This window comes from Calothrix sp. NIES-2098 (assembly GCF_963875125.1).
In the GTDB taxonomy this organism is placed as follows: domain Bacteria; phylum Cyanobacteriota; class Cyanobacteriia; order Cyanobacteriales; family Nostocaceae; genus Aulosira.
In genome coordinates this window covers 7,395,031-7,411,797 of sequence record NZ_CAWNKJ010000001.1, presented here as the reverse complement: position 1 = coordinate 7,411,797, position 16,767 = coordinate 7,395,031, and the positions used below count along the sequence as shown (strand labels likewise).

Genomic DNA, 16,767 nt, shown 5'->3' with positions numbered 1-16,767 from the left:
AATTAAATTATTTAAGTTAAGTGAGCAGAATTATGCCTGATTTTAGAGTTGGTTATATATACAGCCTTGCCCCTATTCATTGTGGTGGTGAAGGCGATTTAGGCAACATTTTAGAAATTGCCCGTGAAGTGCATACAAATTTTCCTTATGTTCCTGGTTCATCTCTTAGAGGAACTCTTAGAGAAGAAGTCAATTTACAAGATGAAACAGCAGTCGATATTTTATTTGGTAAAGAGTTAGATAAGCAAGGTCAAATGGGAGTGCATCAGGTATGGTTTGGAGATGCACGCTTGCTATGGGTTCCTATGCGAACTATGTCAATGAATGGTGGTAGAGATGTATTTAGCTGGGTTAGCTGTCATTCTTTGATTCGCGCTCATGCAATTATTACACAGCAAAATTCTGTGATTTTTCCGGATCAAGCTGTAGGTACTTCAGCAGGTACATATTTAGTTGCTGATGCTCAAATTGAGGTTTCTCAGATGTCTAATGAGCAAAAACAAGCAACAACTCTAGCTGGAAATTGGCCTAATTCTCTTAAAAATGCTGTGCAACAGACTTGGGAAAAAAATCGGATTGTTTTACCCGATGCTGATTTTCAAGTATTAATGGAACACTCTTTATGGACTCAAGTTCGTAACAAAATTCAAGATGAAACAACAGGTGCTAATCAAGCAGGTTCGGCTGAAGTATTTTGGACAGATGTGTGCATTCCTAGAGACACAATTTTCTATTTCTCTTGGGGTTACAGCCTCCTCAAAAATAAACCTGTGAAGCCAGAAGAACATGACATATTAATGAGCGTTTTGCAGGGGCTTTTTCAAGTTGGTGGTCAAGCCAATGTGGGGCGCGGTTGGGTGCAAGGTTGGACAAATAATGCTACATCACCTTCTCAAGTAAAAGTTGGAGTATAGAGGAGAAAATTATGCCCGATCAATTAAAGAGACCACAACCACCACAAACAGCAAAAGCTAATTCAATGACGCCACCTACTAAACTAGTTAATGTTGATAGTGGTTTTAGCTCTACTCAAGTATTACCAGAACAGATGAGTTTGGTTGCACACGAGCACATTCAAACTTATTTAAAAAATCAGCGTAAATCAAACTTAGATAAAAATGATCTCACGGCTGTCTTGCGTTTGTCGCAGCATTTACGAGTATTTGGTTTGCTGTCTGCGGTTGGTTATGTGAACCAATCTAACGCTCAAGGTGGTGAAGTACGTGAGCGTACTGTTCCTGTTTGGGAATCGCTGCTAGGTCAGATGATGAATCAAGCCAACCCTCCACAACGAGAACAAATGATGGAACAAGTGGTAGAGATGACCAAAAAACAGCCACAACAGTATATGGCTACTTGGCGTAGGTCTTTGATGTTAGCTAATCATTGGAATTTTTGGGCTAGAGCTTATCAGGAGGATTAATGTACACTGGTTCTCGATTAATTGAATTGTTAGAGTTACAACATCAAAGGCGATCGCAGTCTGGCTTATTCAAAAAAGATACTTTTACCATCCAGTGGCGTGCCAAAGTTGGCTCTTTTCCTCATCCAGATATAGAAACTATCGTCTCAGCTGGTGAACCTTGCGGCGCATGGCGACCTACTCAAGGACGACCGGAAGATAAACGTAATGTTAATGAAAATTGGGAACGTTTACGAATATTACCTCTAAATGGTTATATTCCTGGTGCTTCCATTAGAGGACTGGTGAGAGCCTGGGCAAAACAACGCCCTGATATTTTACCTAGAATGTATGAACTTTTGGGGTATCAAAACAACGATACAATCACTGCTGGTAAGATTGAATTTCTAGATGCTTGGCCTGATGAACCAACCAAACTGACTTTAGATATTGTTAATCCTCAGCAAGAATTTCAAGTTTATCATCAAGGACAAGGTACGCCTTTATCTCTCTACACTCTAGGCGATGGTAAAGATTATATTCCTGTTACAGTAGCCATTCGCGGCATTCCAGGACGAGCTACCGATGCAGAAGTCAGTGAAGTTTGGGGATGGGTGCAGCAAGCATTGAGTCTATATGGTGTTGGTAATCGGACGGCTTCTGGATATGGAACACTAAAGTTTTCTGATTCCCTCAAACCTACTCCCGATCCTGATTGTACAGTTAAGCAATTTGACTTTAGTCTCTACAGTCAAGGTAGTGCGGGGCCAAATATGCAAACAATGGAATTGCGCCCTTCCCATTGGCGTGGCTGGCTGAGGTCTTGGATTTTAAGGTTTTTGCTGGGAGTAATGTCTCAGCAAGATGCTCAAAAAACCGTTGGTGAACTGTTAGGAACCTTAGAACCACAAACCCGCAAAGGTTGTGTGCGTTTGCAGATGTTGAAGAGTTTAACTTGGGGCGATTCTTCCTCTGGTCAACCAAGGTTTTACGCCTGGAAAGGCAAATTACAAATTAGCGCTCCCAAAGATATCTTAAATACAATTATTCTGCCGATTATTAGATTTGCAGTCATGGTAGGCGGTGTAGGACGTGGTTGGCGCAGACCATTGCACATATTCCACATGAACACTGGGAAAGCAGCTGCACGGGGAACGCTTTTGACTTTAACTCACAAATTGAGAAATAGAACCACACAGGAATGGGAAACCAAACCCTACGGTTTACCTTTGGATGCAGCAACATGGGCAAAGGCTTATAGCGATTGGTTAGCAGCAGTACAAAGCCAATGGCCTGATAGAGTCACAGCAGACAACCATAATATTAACGCCGAGGTTTTCTCACCTAACACCTGTGCAATCTACGCTGTTCCTGGCTCAGACACCGAAGCAATACAACGCCAAGAACCTTGCTGGAAACAAGCAGATGACGCAGAAGCAACTCGTGGTGACGGGATGTACTTAATTTATCAACCAACTGCACCACGAAATTACAAGCGCAATCCAGAGATTGGCGGAAATGCAGGTGCAGGTAATGCTTCCTGTTCTTGGGCTAGTATCAAGCGGGTAAATATTCCTAATAAAGAACAAGAAACAGACTGTCAAGAAATTGTCTGTCTATTCATGGGCGGACAAACACCAAATTCTAACCATGTGCGATCGCGTTTTCTTAGGGATTTAGGCAGGATGAGTGGTGCTGTGCATTTATTTGGCGTTCAAGCTTCTAATTAATCCTTAAAAGTGCAATGTCTACGACAAGCTAGGTCTACGCACTCCAAGCCAATACTACGCTCAAATTTTTCCTTTATGACAACCATATCAACTGAAGCTAATCACGTAGATACATTAATTATTACCGTTGGTACTCGCCAAGTTGGTTGGCGTTGTCAAGATGGAGTAATTCGTTCTTTTGGTGCTGATGGTAATATTGGCTATCCATGCCATGTCCAAGAACTTTATCATGAATTAGGAATTGAACGTAATTTTCACCAAGAAAATGATATAAATTCTCCTTGGAGTGCTAGAGATTTAGGTAAACGCTATTACGAATATTGTATAGAATGGCTCGGTGGAGATTTTAGTCAAGTTGAACTACTGTTAGACCAAAAAATTATTGAAATTGCTATTAAAAAGGGTCTCAAGCATATTATCTTATGGGGAACTGACCAACCTGAAACAGTATCTTGGACTTTTCGCAGACTAGATACTCTTTGGTTAGCACAATTAATGGCAGGAAAAATTAAAAGTATTTTCCCTGATGTGAGGGTAGATGTTCACGCACCAGAAATTAATGCAATTGATAGTTATGCTATTCGCCAAGAACTAGAACTTTTAGTATTGCAAGAAGCTTTAAATTATTTTTGTCCTGCTAGTAATGAAGAATTTGTATTATGGATAGAAAATAAAGGTTGTGCGCCTGCCGTCGCATCCAGTGTAGAAATTTGTGCCGCAGCTTTGGTACGCCAATGCCAAGTTTTTAATGCTAGTCCTGATGAACCAGAAGAGTTCTTCCCCAGAATGCCAAATGGTTCTAGAACTGCTGCTCATTCCCAAACCTTTAAACTCATTCCAATGGGAGAGTATTTTTGGTCGCTAGAACGATTGCGGGTAATTTCTGCTTGGGAACGAGGTGATTTTTCAGAAGCCCAACTTTGGTTAAAAGTGCATCAAAGTCGTCATAAGATTTTGTATAAATTAGCTGGAATTTTAGTTAGATATACTAACTGGGAAACAGATCAGTTTATTAAATCTATTGGCAGTTGGTTAAATGATGATGTTACCGAAGTAGTAACCAAGGAGCAAATACAATCTTGGCAAGAACAATTGAATTCCATTAAAGTGGACAAAATTACTAAGGCTTGGGAGTTTACCCTACTCATTGAATTAGCAATTTATCGTAAAAATTACACCACAGCTTTTATTCAATTTGTCCACACTTTAGAAAGATTACTGTATATTCAATTCCAAGAAAAAAATTGGCTGTCTCAAGGTTTTGTAAGTATACCACCAGAAAAAGCATATTTAGGAACTTCCTATCAACCAGGAATGGCAGGTTTAATTGAAGGTTGGCGCAAATCTCAAAATTTAGATAAAAATAATAAATGGTATAGACTATTAGATAGCCTTCGAGAAAAACGCAATCAAGTTATTCATTCAGGTAAATCAGTAACACTAGGACAACTTTGCTCTTTTTGGAATGCAGATAGTTTGTTTCCAGAAAAAATTGTTGAAGATCCAACAGTTGTCAATGATTTGATGATAGAACTGCTTAAACAAGTTAGCACTGCGCCAGAATTAGATAAACTTTTAGTGCGATCGCTTTACAAATGGGCTTTAAAAGTTCTGCAAGAGTCAAGCTAAGAAATCACCGTACCAATATCACTATATTATCTCTGATTTTGCTATTGCTAACCCTGCTAAGTAAGCATTTGTCCAAGCACTTTCGACATTAAAGCCGCCAGTGATACTATCAAGATCCAAAAGTTTTTTAAGACTTTAACTCAAGCCAACACTTTTAATAAACTATATAACCAAGTTTTGCAAGCGATCGCTCAAAAAGAACTTAACTCTTTATCTATCAAGTAGTTTCTCGTTTTTTTACAATTGCCACCTCAATAACTTGAGGTGGATCAGGCAACTTAATTGGCTCGTCACCATCACTACTAAACAATAATTCCGCTGACTCAGGGAGAAGGGAAGTGAGGCGTAAATAGGTAGCAGCTTTTTACCCGCTATCGCCACCTTAGAACTTTGTGTTTTCTACCTATCCACAATCTGAGCAATAATCATTGGTTTGCCCTCAGCTTCTCATGAAAGCAAGATAGGGGTTATGCGCCGTCAACAGATGATGTAGATGTTTTTTTCAATCTTTTCAATAAATTTATATACGTAGAACTTTTAAAGATTATAGTAATAATTAAGACATCAATGTTTCCGAGTTCATGGCTGCTGATTGATGGTTATGGCTGGAGGATTAGAAATCAATGACTAAAAACTGGTTGATTTTAGGTGCAATTGGCTTTGGTGTGGGCTTTAGTATCAGTCTGGCACTTGAAAGAGATATTAAACGGGCTGCTTTAACAGGATTGATTGCAATACCTGCCACATCTGTAGGAGCTTTTGTTACAGATAATCGCCGCAGGAAGCAACTCAATGAATCACTCTTACCTCTACAAACAAGGGTTGCAGAATTTGAGAAACAAGCCGAAAACCTCAAGCAGCAGAAAGTCAGTCTGGAGACAGCCATTGCCACTGGACAGGAAAATAAGCAACAGGTAGAGACGACACTTGGGAACTTACAAATTGAGCTAAGTCAACTACAAAATCTCTTAGTAACTCAGCAAAATAAAAAATCAGCCATAGAGCAGGATTTAGTAGAACTAGAGGCACAAAAGCAGCAGACAACAGAAAAATATAACCGCCTGCACACCAGGAATGAGGAACTAAGACAACAAGAATTAAGACTCAACCTATCTTTAGAGGCGATCGCGGCACAAAAGCAACAACTGGAAATAGATTGTAATTCTCTTCAAATAAAGTTAACTCAGTTACAAAATGAACTTTTATCAGAGCAACAATGCCATAATCGGGAACAAGCTGAACAGATAGCTGAAAAGCATCTTTTAGAGACTGAACTGCCAAGGCTGCGAATTGAAATCAATAATCTCAGGCAACAGGAAACAAGCCTAAATCAATCGCTGGAAAGCCTGATTATTCAAAAGCAGCAGACAAACGAAAATCTAAAGCGACAGATTCAAGAACTTAGCTATCTGCAAAACCAGATTTCGGCGCTAGAAGACTATCGCTCCAAACTCACTCAAAACTTAGCTGATTTAGAACAACAGAAACATCAGTTAGAAATTGATTTATCTAACCTAAAGCTCCAAATCAATACTTTAGAAAATCAGTTAATTTCTTTAAATCAATCCATCCTCAGTCTGACAACGCATCAGCAGGAAGTGCAAACAAATGTTAATACCTTAAAAATCAGCTTGAGTGAATTACAGCTAGATAAAGAGCAGCTACTTCAAGAATTAGAGGTACTAGCTTCACGAAAAGAAGGTTTGAAAACAAATTTACCTCAACCTCAGTTAAATCAACCACCAACTCAAAACAATAGCCAGGAGTTGGTTACTAATACTAAGTCCGAAAGATTACCAAATAAAACCACCCATATAAAAACTCGCATTTATTCACCTCAGAAGAAATCTAGAACCAATGGTGGCACTACCTTTATGAATCAACGATATACAAAAAATTTATGGGAAGACCAAATATTGCCACATTGGTCTCATCGCGATCGCCCAGCAGGACATAGATTTCTTGGTAGCATTCGTATTAAGCGTCAAGCTACTGAGCAATTACTAAATATTGTTGGTCAAAATTTACAAAAGTTTGACAGAGTTACTTATGATTCCCTGCAAGATGAATTTTACGAATTAGAGCAAAACTGGTTAAAGGTCTTGACTGTTGCTCTTTCAGAGTATGCTTACTACTATTCTAGTGACAGATTTTGGCAAAGCTTTTGCGATCGCTTAGATATCAACCATAATCAAGGAGTAGAAAATACATTTCGCAGGGTTGTAGATGAAGGAATAAATCTTTTAGGTTTAGTTCGATCTAAAGGTGGATATAAATACGTTTCTACCTTATGGCTACAAAGTGGGGTTCCTGAACAAAACCTAGAACATTTTGCCCAGTTAGTACAAGAAATAGCTGATGAATATGGCTGGTGGGAATTAGCACACACCCAGCCGGAAGAGCTTTCACAACTACTATTAAATGTTTGTGAAGAGAAACATCCACAATGGGGTACATTAATTAACTTTCTTAAATCTAGTTGCTCTGAAGATGTAGAAACAGAACCAGTTTCAGGACAGTTACTGCAAGGCGTTGCTATAGTGGCGCAAGAATTAGAACGGCAAAAAGCTTCTCCTGTAATTTTAAAAGATGAAGAGCAGCGTGAAGAAATATTAGGTAATTATTATCTGCCACAAAATTTTTTCTTACGAAACTGGGATGCTTTAACTCAAGTTTTAACACCCAGATTTGGCTCTGTTCGCAGTAGAAGCATTGTAACTAGACGTAGTAAACCCCTTTTCTTGAGTTTAGATGTTGAAGACTCATTAAATACACAATTACTAATACCCGAACAAGTGCTATGGAAACCAGAATGGCGAAACCTCAGAGGGACATATTGTCAAATTCCCCAAGCTAACTGGGAAAATACGATTCCCCCTACTGGAGATTTAATTATTCCAGAACTTATAATTGAGGTTAATCAAGCATCGGAGAAGTGGAATTGCCAACTGATAGACCATAACCGCCAGAACTTGATGGAATGGGATTATAAAGGCATTAATAATAATCTTCCATGTTTAATATTTGATGCTTTAACTGGAGAACATTTACCTCTCAATCCATCTAAGCTGGCGATTATGGCGGTGGAAGAAGTGTACTGCTTTACTCCTAAAGATATTCAACCGGAATTTACTAACGGTATTGAGGTTTTAGATAGTTACATCCCTTCTAGTATCCGAGGATGGCGAGGTAGGCACATTAGATTAATAGCTCCAGAGTCTTCTATTGTGTTAACTGTACCCGAAACTCATCAGCCTCAACTGATTAGCTGGAAGCTAGTAAGAGAGGATGAGGTAGTATTGACAGGTTTGAAATTAATAGGTAAAAAATCGATTTATTTAGAGCCTCCTACTTTCTGGCATCCACCTATTAATCAAAACCTCAATATTAATGTATTAGTTGAAGATATTAAAGCACGGAACATCATTGCTCGGACAATTGAAACTTTATCACCTAATAATCAATGGATTCCTATTAAGCTGAGTCAATGGATTACTGCACCTGGATGCTATGAAGCACGCTTCTGGTTTGATGAAAAGCGATGGTCATATCGGTTTGAAGTAAAATCAAAACAACAAATTTCTGCTATTGCAACATTAAATCAGCTAAGAATTACCAGTAATACTGGCTTTTTTGAAACTGATTTACCCATAAAACATAATAATTTAGACAAGTTTTGGTCAGAAGTTATCAAAATTGAGGGACTTTGGCCTCTAGAAGAAATTATCTTATTTTTAGCTAATGAATCTGAAAAGATACAACAGCAAATGCAAGCAGATACGGCAGGGAATTTAACAATTGATTTATCTTCACTGTATGACTTACTTCCTGATTATAACTGCTATGCCTTAGATTACCAGCGTTTGGGGTTAGAGCCACAGCGGTTAGTGGAGATGCAGAGCTTACCTCTAAATATAAGTTTTACTTTGACAAGCCAAGCTATTCATTTGTCAGGTCTTCATCCAAATAAGTTTTATTCTCTATCATGCTGGAATTTACTTCTGCCAGATGGGGAATCAGTGGAAATAAAAATACCATTCATTGATCGAGGTACAACCACTATTGAAGTTCCTCTTAATCTCCCAACTGGGATTTATCATATTCAACTTCTTAGTTCTCAATTATTGCCAAAAGATTTAGGCTGGTGGTGTGGTAGTGGTAAAAATGATTTGCCTGATAATCTTAATGAAGATAGAGAAAACTATTGCTATACTTTGTTGGGTAATAGTGAGTCTAAAGAATCATTCATAGTAGCTGTTAATCAACTTAATTTAGACTTTAATATTCAACAGTTACAAAACAGAATATTGGCGTTAGAGAATAACATTTATTATTTCCCAGAATGGTTGAATAGGGATGCTTTACTTGCTAAACTGAACAGTCTCTTAGAAATTTTGAGATTGCCAGCTACTTCACCACCAGAACCGCCGCAAAATATATCACCGCTACCACCTATAAAACAAAAATTACCAGCACCTGTTAGCAGTAGATGGTATTTACTCAACGTTCGTTCTCACAAGCGGGGCTTGTTTTTGAAGCATTTGCAATTTGCTATTGCTAAAAATAATTTACAGGAAGTTATTTTAGAAATAAAAATTCCACAGGATTCAGTTTATGGAGATATTGTTCTAGTGAATTTAAGCAACTTTAAAATAGCTAACTCTCATCTACAAAAAATTGATTACTTTCAAAGTATTGAACGCCAGCCATTACCGTTGGAACAAGTCAGTCGAATGATAGGGAACCAATAATGTGCTTTGACGAAATTATCTTATTGTTAAGCAATCATCGGCATCCTATTAATCAGGCAATACCGACGACCTTGACTAAACACCAACTTATTACACTAATCCGCTCAAGCTTGTCACCCAATGAATCGCAAGAGCAATTACAAAGTCAGGTTGAAGAGGCTTTGAGTGAGTTGCAAGCACAAGGCGAAATTTACGCTGGGGTGAGGAATCGTTACTGTATCGCTCCTCCAACTTCATTGGCTTTAGATAAAGATAATTTGACTGGGCTGCGATTTAGGGGCGATCGTACTTATCTTCCCCTAGCTCATCAGGTATTAAAAACAGAGCAAAGTCATGATAATTTATCCATTCGTCCCAACATACGCGGCTTTTATCAAATTAAAAACCGCCTCAACCAAGCAGGAATTCGCTTATTGACTGTTGCTGATAGTATTGAACATTTGCCTTATCCTTCCCAACCTAGTAAGGCAGTTTTGCGATCGCGGTGGTCGGAAAATCCATTTTTGGCAAACAATGGGCAAGGTCAAGGCTCAATTCAGCAATACCTACCTAGTTGTGATACTCCTCAAAAAAATCGCTGGATACCCCTGAACTATCATCAATTACAAGACAAATCCTTACTACAACTTCCTACTGGTGAGTATCTTTGGTTTCAAGACCAAGCCTTTTACGAGTTAGAGCCAGATACAGCAATGCTGGCAATGTTTTATCAAGACCAAGAGACGGGATATCCCTTAAAAATTCACTGGGATAAACCTCAGGGTCGGCTTAATCTTCAAGGAACTAGCTTGCCAAGTGCTTATGCTCAATTGCTTTGGCGACTATCTGAACCTGATAGCGAACGATACAGAACTCGTCTCATTCAACCCCTTCATCACCCCCTAGTCGAAACTATATTTCAGCGTTTAGGAAGCCTTCTGGTATGACGAAAAATAGCAACTACCTCGATCCAATTGCCGCAGTTGAGCAACCCCGCCAAGATTTTATTCGCTACTTGCTTACTGCTTACCCCCTACGAGATCCTCATCTGCGCTACGGTTTAAAACAGCAGCTAGAAGTACCAGGAACCGTTTGGCAGCATCCTTATTTGGAAGGTTCTCAACCTTATCGCCCTGCTAATAGTGTTAGCGCACTAATAAATCAAGATCTTTTGCATCCAGAAATGGCAGGGCTATTCACGCCGAATCAACGTCCTCTTTACGAACATCAGGAAACTGCTGTTAAGGCAGTTATTCAACAGCAAGAAAATATTGTTGTTGCTACTGGTACGGGTTCAGGGAAAACAGAGTGTTTCCTCATTCCTATGTTGGATATGCTGCTGAGAGAAGAAGAAAATTTATCTATAGCTGGGGTCAGAGCGTTGATTTTGTACCCCATGAATGCCTTAGTCAATGACCAAGTTAAGCGCTTACGAAAATTACTATGTCGTCAAGAAACGATAAAAATTAGATTTGGGTTTTATACAAGTCGAACTGAAACTGAGGAGCACAAAGCCGAAGAATCATTGGCACAAGAGTTACAAGCTTATGATTCTCAAGAGCTTCAGGACTTATTCACTGAAACAGAACAAGCATCTCTTAATCTCAGTACTCGTGAAAGATTAATTGATCAAGCCATTGCCAAAATTCAAAAAATCCAAGCCATTTCTCGGCGCGAAATTTGGGAGAAGCCGCCTCATATATTAGTGACTAACTACTCCATGCTGGAGCATATGTTGATTCGTCCTATGGAGCGCAACAAAGTTTTTGCTAGTTCAGCATCAACTTTTAAAATGTTAGTCGTAGATGAGGCGCATACATACAACGGCTCTACTGGTAGCGAAGTTTCGATGTTGATAGAGCGGCTAAAAGTCGCTGTTAAGCAAGAAAAACCTGGTCAGATTCGCTGTATTGCTACTAGCGCAAGTTTAGGAGATGTTTCAGTTACTCAGCAAATATTAGAATTTACTACCAAATTTTTTGGGGAATCTTTTAATCAGGTAATTCGTGGCGAGCGCGTAACTGCTATAGAAAGATTAGGTGAAGCTTATGAATTACCTCCTGAATTTACTAATGAAGAAATTTTAGAGTATTTAAGCATAATAGAATTGCCTAAAATTGATGATAATCTGAGCTTTTGGATTGATAGACTTAGCGGTTTTATACCTACCGAGCAACTAAAAGTAGCGGAGTCTAAATCTCAAGGGGATGTTCACAAGTTGCTTTGGTATGCACTTAAGCAACATCCACTAGTACATCGCTTTATTGAGCTTCTGAGGCGTAAACCCCAACCTTGGGAGCAAATTACACAATTGCCAGAAGTTTGGGGAGTTAATTTACCATTCAATCCTGATGGGACTATTAATGATACAGAAACAAAACTTGCCCTCGCTCATTTATTACAATTAGGCGCTCTTGCTCGTGAAAATTCCGATGATTTACCTTTACTACCAGTTAGAATACACCTTTTATTTCGTAGTTTAGAAGGGCTATATGCTTGCATTAATCCTGAATGCCCTGGTGGAGTTTGCGACCCCGACTATTTGAATAAACCTCTGCGATATGGTCGCTTATATCTCAACGACAAAAGTACTTGTGATGATTGTAATTCTCCAGTTTTAGAGTTGGGTAGTTGCTATCAGTGTGGACAAGCTTATGCTTTTACTCAGTTAAATGGAGCATCTAAATTACAACCATTACCTCGCTCAAATCAAGGTCTACGGGAAAATGAAAAAATATACACTCTAACTTCAGGATTATTAGACAGTATTACAGAAGAAGAGGAGACTGGCGAACAAGAACAAGAACAAGAACTTTCATCACCAACTACCCTGATAATTCGTCAGCGTGATGGTTGGATTGGGCTACCTACATTAGAACAAGTTCCTAATAAATCTTCTCATCCAAATGAATTTTCTTTAGTTTGGCATCGCCCCAAAGATGCAAAAGATTTGAATGGATGTTACCTGCCCAAATGTGCTGCTTGTGGAACAAGACCTATCCGTTCTCAAGCGATTAACCGTTTTGTAGCTTATACCGATGAGCCTTTAGAAGCTATGATTGATAGCCTCTTTGAGCTATTACCTGAATCTCCAGAAAATCAAGGTAGTGCATCAAAACGCAAGCTATTAACATTTTCTGATGGTCGTCAGGATGCTGCTTTTTTTGCCTCAGACTACCAGCGCAATCACACAGAAACACTTTATCGCCAAGTAATTTGGCAAGCATTTCAAGAGTTTAAATCTGATGATAATATTGTTTCTATTAATCAACTAATTAATCGAGTAAAACAGTATTTTTTAGAAACATCTATCCCTCATCCAGACCGTGATTCTAGAAAGAATTATCTTAGTTATTATCCTGAAGATGAAGAAAGTTTAGAGAACTTCAGGGATTGCCAAGATAGTGCAGAGGCTCGTGCTAAAGAATTATTATTGCGTGAATTCGCCCTTCCTTTTAACCGCCGCTCTACATTAGAAGCCTATGCTTTATTTGCTTGCCATCTTGAATTGAGAGATGAGCGGTTAATTGAATGGGTAGCTCGTGAATTTGAGATATCAAATGCTGAAGCCGAGATTTTCTTGATAGTTCTTGCAGATATCATTCGCCGCACAGGAATCGTGAGCGTTGAGGGTGCATCGCGTTACTTTCCTGAAACTGGTGGGGTTGAAGGCGTTCGTCCAGAAATGGTAGATGTCCAAGGCAAGTCTAAAAATTATCTATTTTTAAAAAAATCAGGTGATGAAATTAAAAAATTTCAGGATTCACCTTCATTCCTTCCTAAGTTGAAGGAAAAAACAGGCGAAGTTAGCCAAGTTCAAAATAGACTTGGTTGGTATTATTTACAGTTATTTGGTAAAAACCTGCCTACCAACGATAAATTTGTTGCTCTATTTAGGCAACTACAAGATTTACGCTTGCTAGTTCCAGCTAAAAATGGTCATCAATTGAACTGGGCAAAATTAAATATCATTCAAACTCAGCACGATTGGTATCAGTGCGATTGCTGTCAACAAATTATCCATGTTCCGGGACTATCAGATATACAAAAATCCCAAACTAAGCTTAATATTTTTGGATGCCCAGCTTTCAAATGTTCTGGCAAGCTTCAGCCCTATAATGCTGACAAAATAGAACAAGTCACAAACGATCATTATCAGCGGTATATTATCAAAAATCGCTTGCCTTTGCCTTTACGATCGCAAGAACATACAGCACAGCTAGGAGTAGGTGAATTAGAAAAACGCGAAAATCGTTTTCGTCGTGGTCAAATTAATCTTCTTAGTTGTTCTACAACCCTAGAAATGGGTGTAGATATTGGCGAACTGCAAGCTGTGGTTTTACGTAACTTTCCACCTCATGTTAGTAACTACCAACAAAGAGCAGGACGCGCGGGACGGCGCACCGATGGAGTTGCTATTACTTTAATGTATGGTCAGCGTCGCCCCCACGATCGATTTTATTTCGAGCAACCTGAACAATTAATTGCTGGCAATAATCAAATTCCTAAGCTTGATGCTGATAACTTCCAAATTCAGCAGCGTCATATTCGCGCTGAATTACTAGCTGAGTTTCTAAAGGCAAAGGATAAAGGAGCAGAGAAAGTCACAATCGCTGAATTTTTCAGTTTACCTCTGCATAATTTTAGTTCTACCCTTAATTTCTCTCCGCCACCTACCTCAATTTTTTGTGAATTACAAGAGTGGCTGCATAGCGATGATGCTCATTCTGTTGCCCAAGTATGGATAAATAAGCTAAAAATTTCTTATTCTGCTACCGATATCTTAAATGATTTTTTTGCAGCACTTTTAATATTCCAGCAACAAGAACTGGCAGATTGGAATGATTTGGTACCACTACTGAAGGATATTCAAAAAAGTATTGCTACCGAAGCTGACCGCACAAAACGTAAGGGATTGGAGAAGCGGCGCGATAGTATTGAAGCAGAGTTAGAAAAGATTGGTAAGCGCCGACTTCACGATGAATTAGTTCAGGCAAGTGTATTACCCATTTATGGCTTTCCCATTGATGTTGTGCGCTTACTTACAGGGGATAGTAATGAATTTAAATCATCTCAAGGGAAGCATAGACTAGAACGCGATCGCCGGCTTGCTCTTGGTGAATATGCGCCTAGTCAAGATATTGTAGTTGATGACCGAGTTTATCAAAGTGTGGGCATTCTTAGACCCAGTGATTTAGAGAAAAAATACTATTGGGTTTGCAAGAATTGTAATCACTTTGAAGTATCAATCACAGAAAACATAATTGAAGAATGTTCTGTCTGTGGGTGGGAGGCGACTCCTGCTTCTGCTGCTAAAATGAAGCTTTACAAAGTTCCTAAAGCCTTTACTACAGACTGGTCAGTTACACCAAAAGTTACACCTTATACTAAACCACAACGTCAACCAACATCACAGGTATTTTTAGCCAAGCCTGGAGAAAACCAAGAACAATTAGAATCTCAATTTTATAAACTCACAGTTAGTAAAGGTGGAACTCTATTTCTCGCAAATCAAGGAAGTTTAGGGCATGGTAAAGGCTTCAGTAAAGAAGGTTTTGCCATTTGTCAAAGCTGTGGCAGAGACCTAAGTGAATTGGTACAAAAACAGCGTGAAGCAAATAACACCAAAGGTGGCAGTAAAAAACAGGCAGCTAGTTTTAAAGCTTCATCAACTGCTCATAAACACCCGAATACAGCTAGAGATTGTTCAGGTAGTGGATACCCGCTTATTCATTTAGGACATGAATTTCGCAGTGATTTGCTAAAAATTGAATTTCAAGCAGCAAAAAATCTTATCCCTCTATTTGGTGAAGTTGTTCATTATGGAGACGGTGGAACAGTTTCATCTGTAACAGAACAAACCAATCAAAGTACTGATGGCATGGGATTTTGGCGATCGCTAACTTATGCACTAATAGCCGCCGCAGCAGAAGTAATTGATGTGCCTCGTGCAGAATTGGATGGTTTGTTTAGACCATTACAAAATCAACTAGCAGAAATCATTATCTATGACAATGTTCCAGGGGGAGCGGGTTATAGCAGGCGTATTGCCGATCACTTTTTTGAAGTTTTAGAAAAAGCTTTAGAAATTGTTGCATCTTGTAGTTGTGATACCAGCTGCTATGACTGCTTAAGAACCTATTCTAATCAAGCATTTCATGCAGAGATAAATCGAAAAATAGTTGCAGATTTTATCAAATATTTGGTTATGAAACCAGACCCAGAACTGCAAGATTTCGCCCCCAATGCTAATCGAGCCAAATTATCGCAAATGGCAGTTCGCTTGCCTGGACTCTGCCGCATGGCTGGTAAGGTAAGTATGATTTATCTACCAAGTTTGATAGATGGGTTTAATTTGAATAATGGTTCACTACTGTCTTGGATAAAGCTGATAAAAGATGTAGTTTCCTCAATGGAACGTAGTGAAATTCCGTTGGAATTAATTTTAAATCAATTGCCGCAACCAAATACTGCTGCTTCTGATTCAGTAAGAAGAAATTTACAATTATTGCAAAAACATTTGCAACAGTGGGTAGACAAAGGAGCGCTCAAGCTTTATCAAACATCTGTGAATGATGTGCCAATTTTATGTTTGAGTACTCAGCAACAACATCGTATTGCTTTACAACTGCACACAAAATCAGAAGATGGAATGTTGGAATGGTTTGAAACTAGGAGTTCTGAAGGTGTAGAGACTGTTTTTCAACGTCTAGAAAAGTGGCGATCGCAAGCTCGACTTGTCGAAGCCAAGGAACTAGAAGATGTTAATACTACAGTTATCTTTCCAGATAGAAGCTGGAGTAATTTAACAATATCTCAACTACGGCAAAGACTCGGAATAGACCGTGTGTTGTCCGGTAGCGGAGGGGTGAACATAGTTTATAGCGATCGCTACCTGAATGAGAAAGGAGCCAAAATTATTGCTGACCTCTTAAAAGCTGATGGACTCAATGCGAATTCCTCTATCAGTATTCGGGTTTTAGAAGAATTCCAGGGGGATTCAGTCTCCCAGCGAAAAGCTAATTTGGAAGCGGCACTCGCTGAAATTAAAAGCATGGGAGTTTCTATAAAGGTGAGTGTTCAACCCTGGCAACAGCAACAACGCTCCCACTTCCCTCATGCACGCATGATGGAAGTTCAGACAGTAAATGGTCAGCGATACAAAATTATTTTTGATAAAGGAATTGATTTTTTGGAGCTAAAAACAACTGGAGTTTATTCGGTAACAGAACCGACTTATATCGTAATTAATAAGCAAGTTTGATAGGTATACTGA

7 protein-coding genes are annotated in these 16,767 nt (G+C 39.0%); all 7 read left to right on the top strand.

All coding sequences use genetic code 11. The features are described 5' to 3' along the window. Positions 1–32: 32 nt before the first annotated feature. The 7 genes from cmr4 (at position 33) to AACU33_RS31145 (ending at position 16,755) form a co-directional block, all read left to right on the top strand. The gene (gene cmr4, locus AACU33_RS31175; RefSeq protein WP_096594159.1) at positions 33–914 is read left to right on the top strand and encodes a type III-B CRISPR module RAMP protein Cmr4; all 882 of its coding nucleotides are present in this window, start codon (positions 33–35) and stop codon (positions 912–914) included. 11 nt (positions 915–925) lie between these two features. Beyond that, complete coding sequence (locus AACU33_RS31170) at positions 926–1,423, top strand: hypothetical protein (RefSeq protein WP_096594158.1); 498 nt, start codon at positions 926–928, stop codon at positions 1,421–1,423. Further along, positions 1,423–3,132 (top strand): RAMP superfamily CRISPR-associated protein, encoded by a 1,710-nt coding sequence (locus AACU33_RS31165; RefSeq protein ID WP_096594157.1) that lies wholly within the window; start codon positions 1,423–1,425, stop codon positions 3,130–3,132. Before AACU33_RS31170 ends, AACU33_RS31165 begins: the two co-directional genes overlap by 1 nt. A gap of 75 nt (positions 3,133–3,207) precedes the next feature. Next, the gene (locus tag AACU33_RS31160) at positions 3,208–4,761 is read left to right on the top strand and encodes a hypothetical protein (RefSeq protein ID WP_096594156.1); all 1,554 of its coding nucleotides are present in this window, start codon (positions 3,208–3,210) and stop codon (positions 4,759–4,761) included. A gap of 623 nt (positions 4,762–5,384) precedes the next feature. Beyond that, positions 5,385–9,512 carry a chromosome partitioning protein ParA gene (locus tag AACU33_RS31155; RefSeq protein WP_339376394.1) on the top strand — a complete coding sequence of 1,376 codons (4,128 nt, stop codon included), beginning with the start codon at positions 5,385–5,387 and terminating at the stop codon, positions 9,510–9,512. 110 nt (positions 9,513–9,622) lie between these two features. Beyond that, on the top strand, positions 9,623–10,438 hold the full coding sequence (locus AACU33_RS31150) for a hypothetical protein (RefSeq protein WP_339376393.1): 816 nt from the start codon (positions 9,623–9,625) through the stop codon (positions 10,436–10,438). After that, entirely contained in the window at positions 10,435–16,755 is a 6,321-nt protein-coding gene (locus AACU33_RS31145; protein ID WP_096594154.1) for a DEAD/DEAH box helicase, read from the top strand. The genes AACU33_RS31150 and AACU33_RS31145 overlap by 4 nt, the downstream gene beginning before the upstream one ends. Positions 16,756–16,767 lie beyond the last annotated feature (12 nt).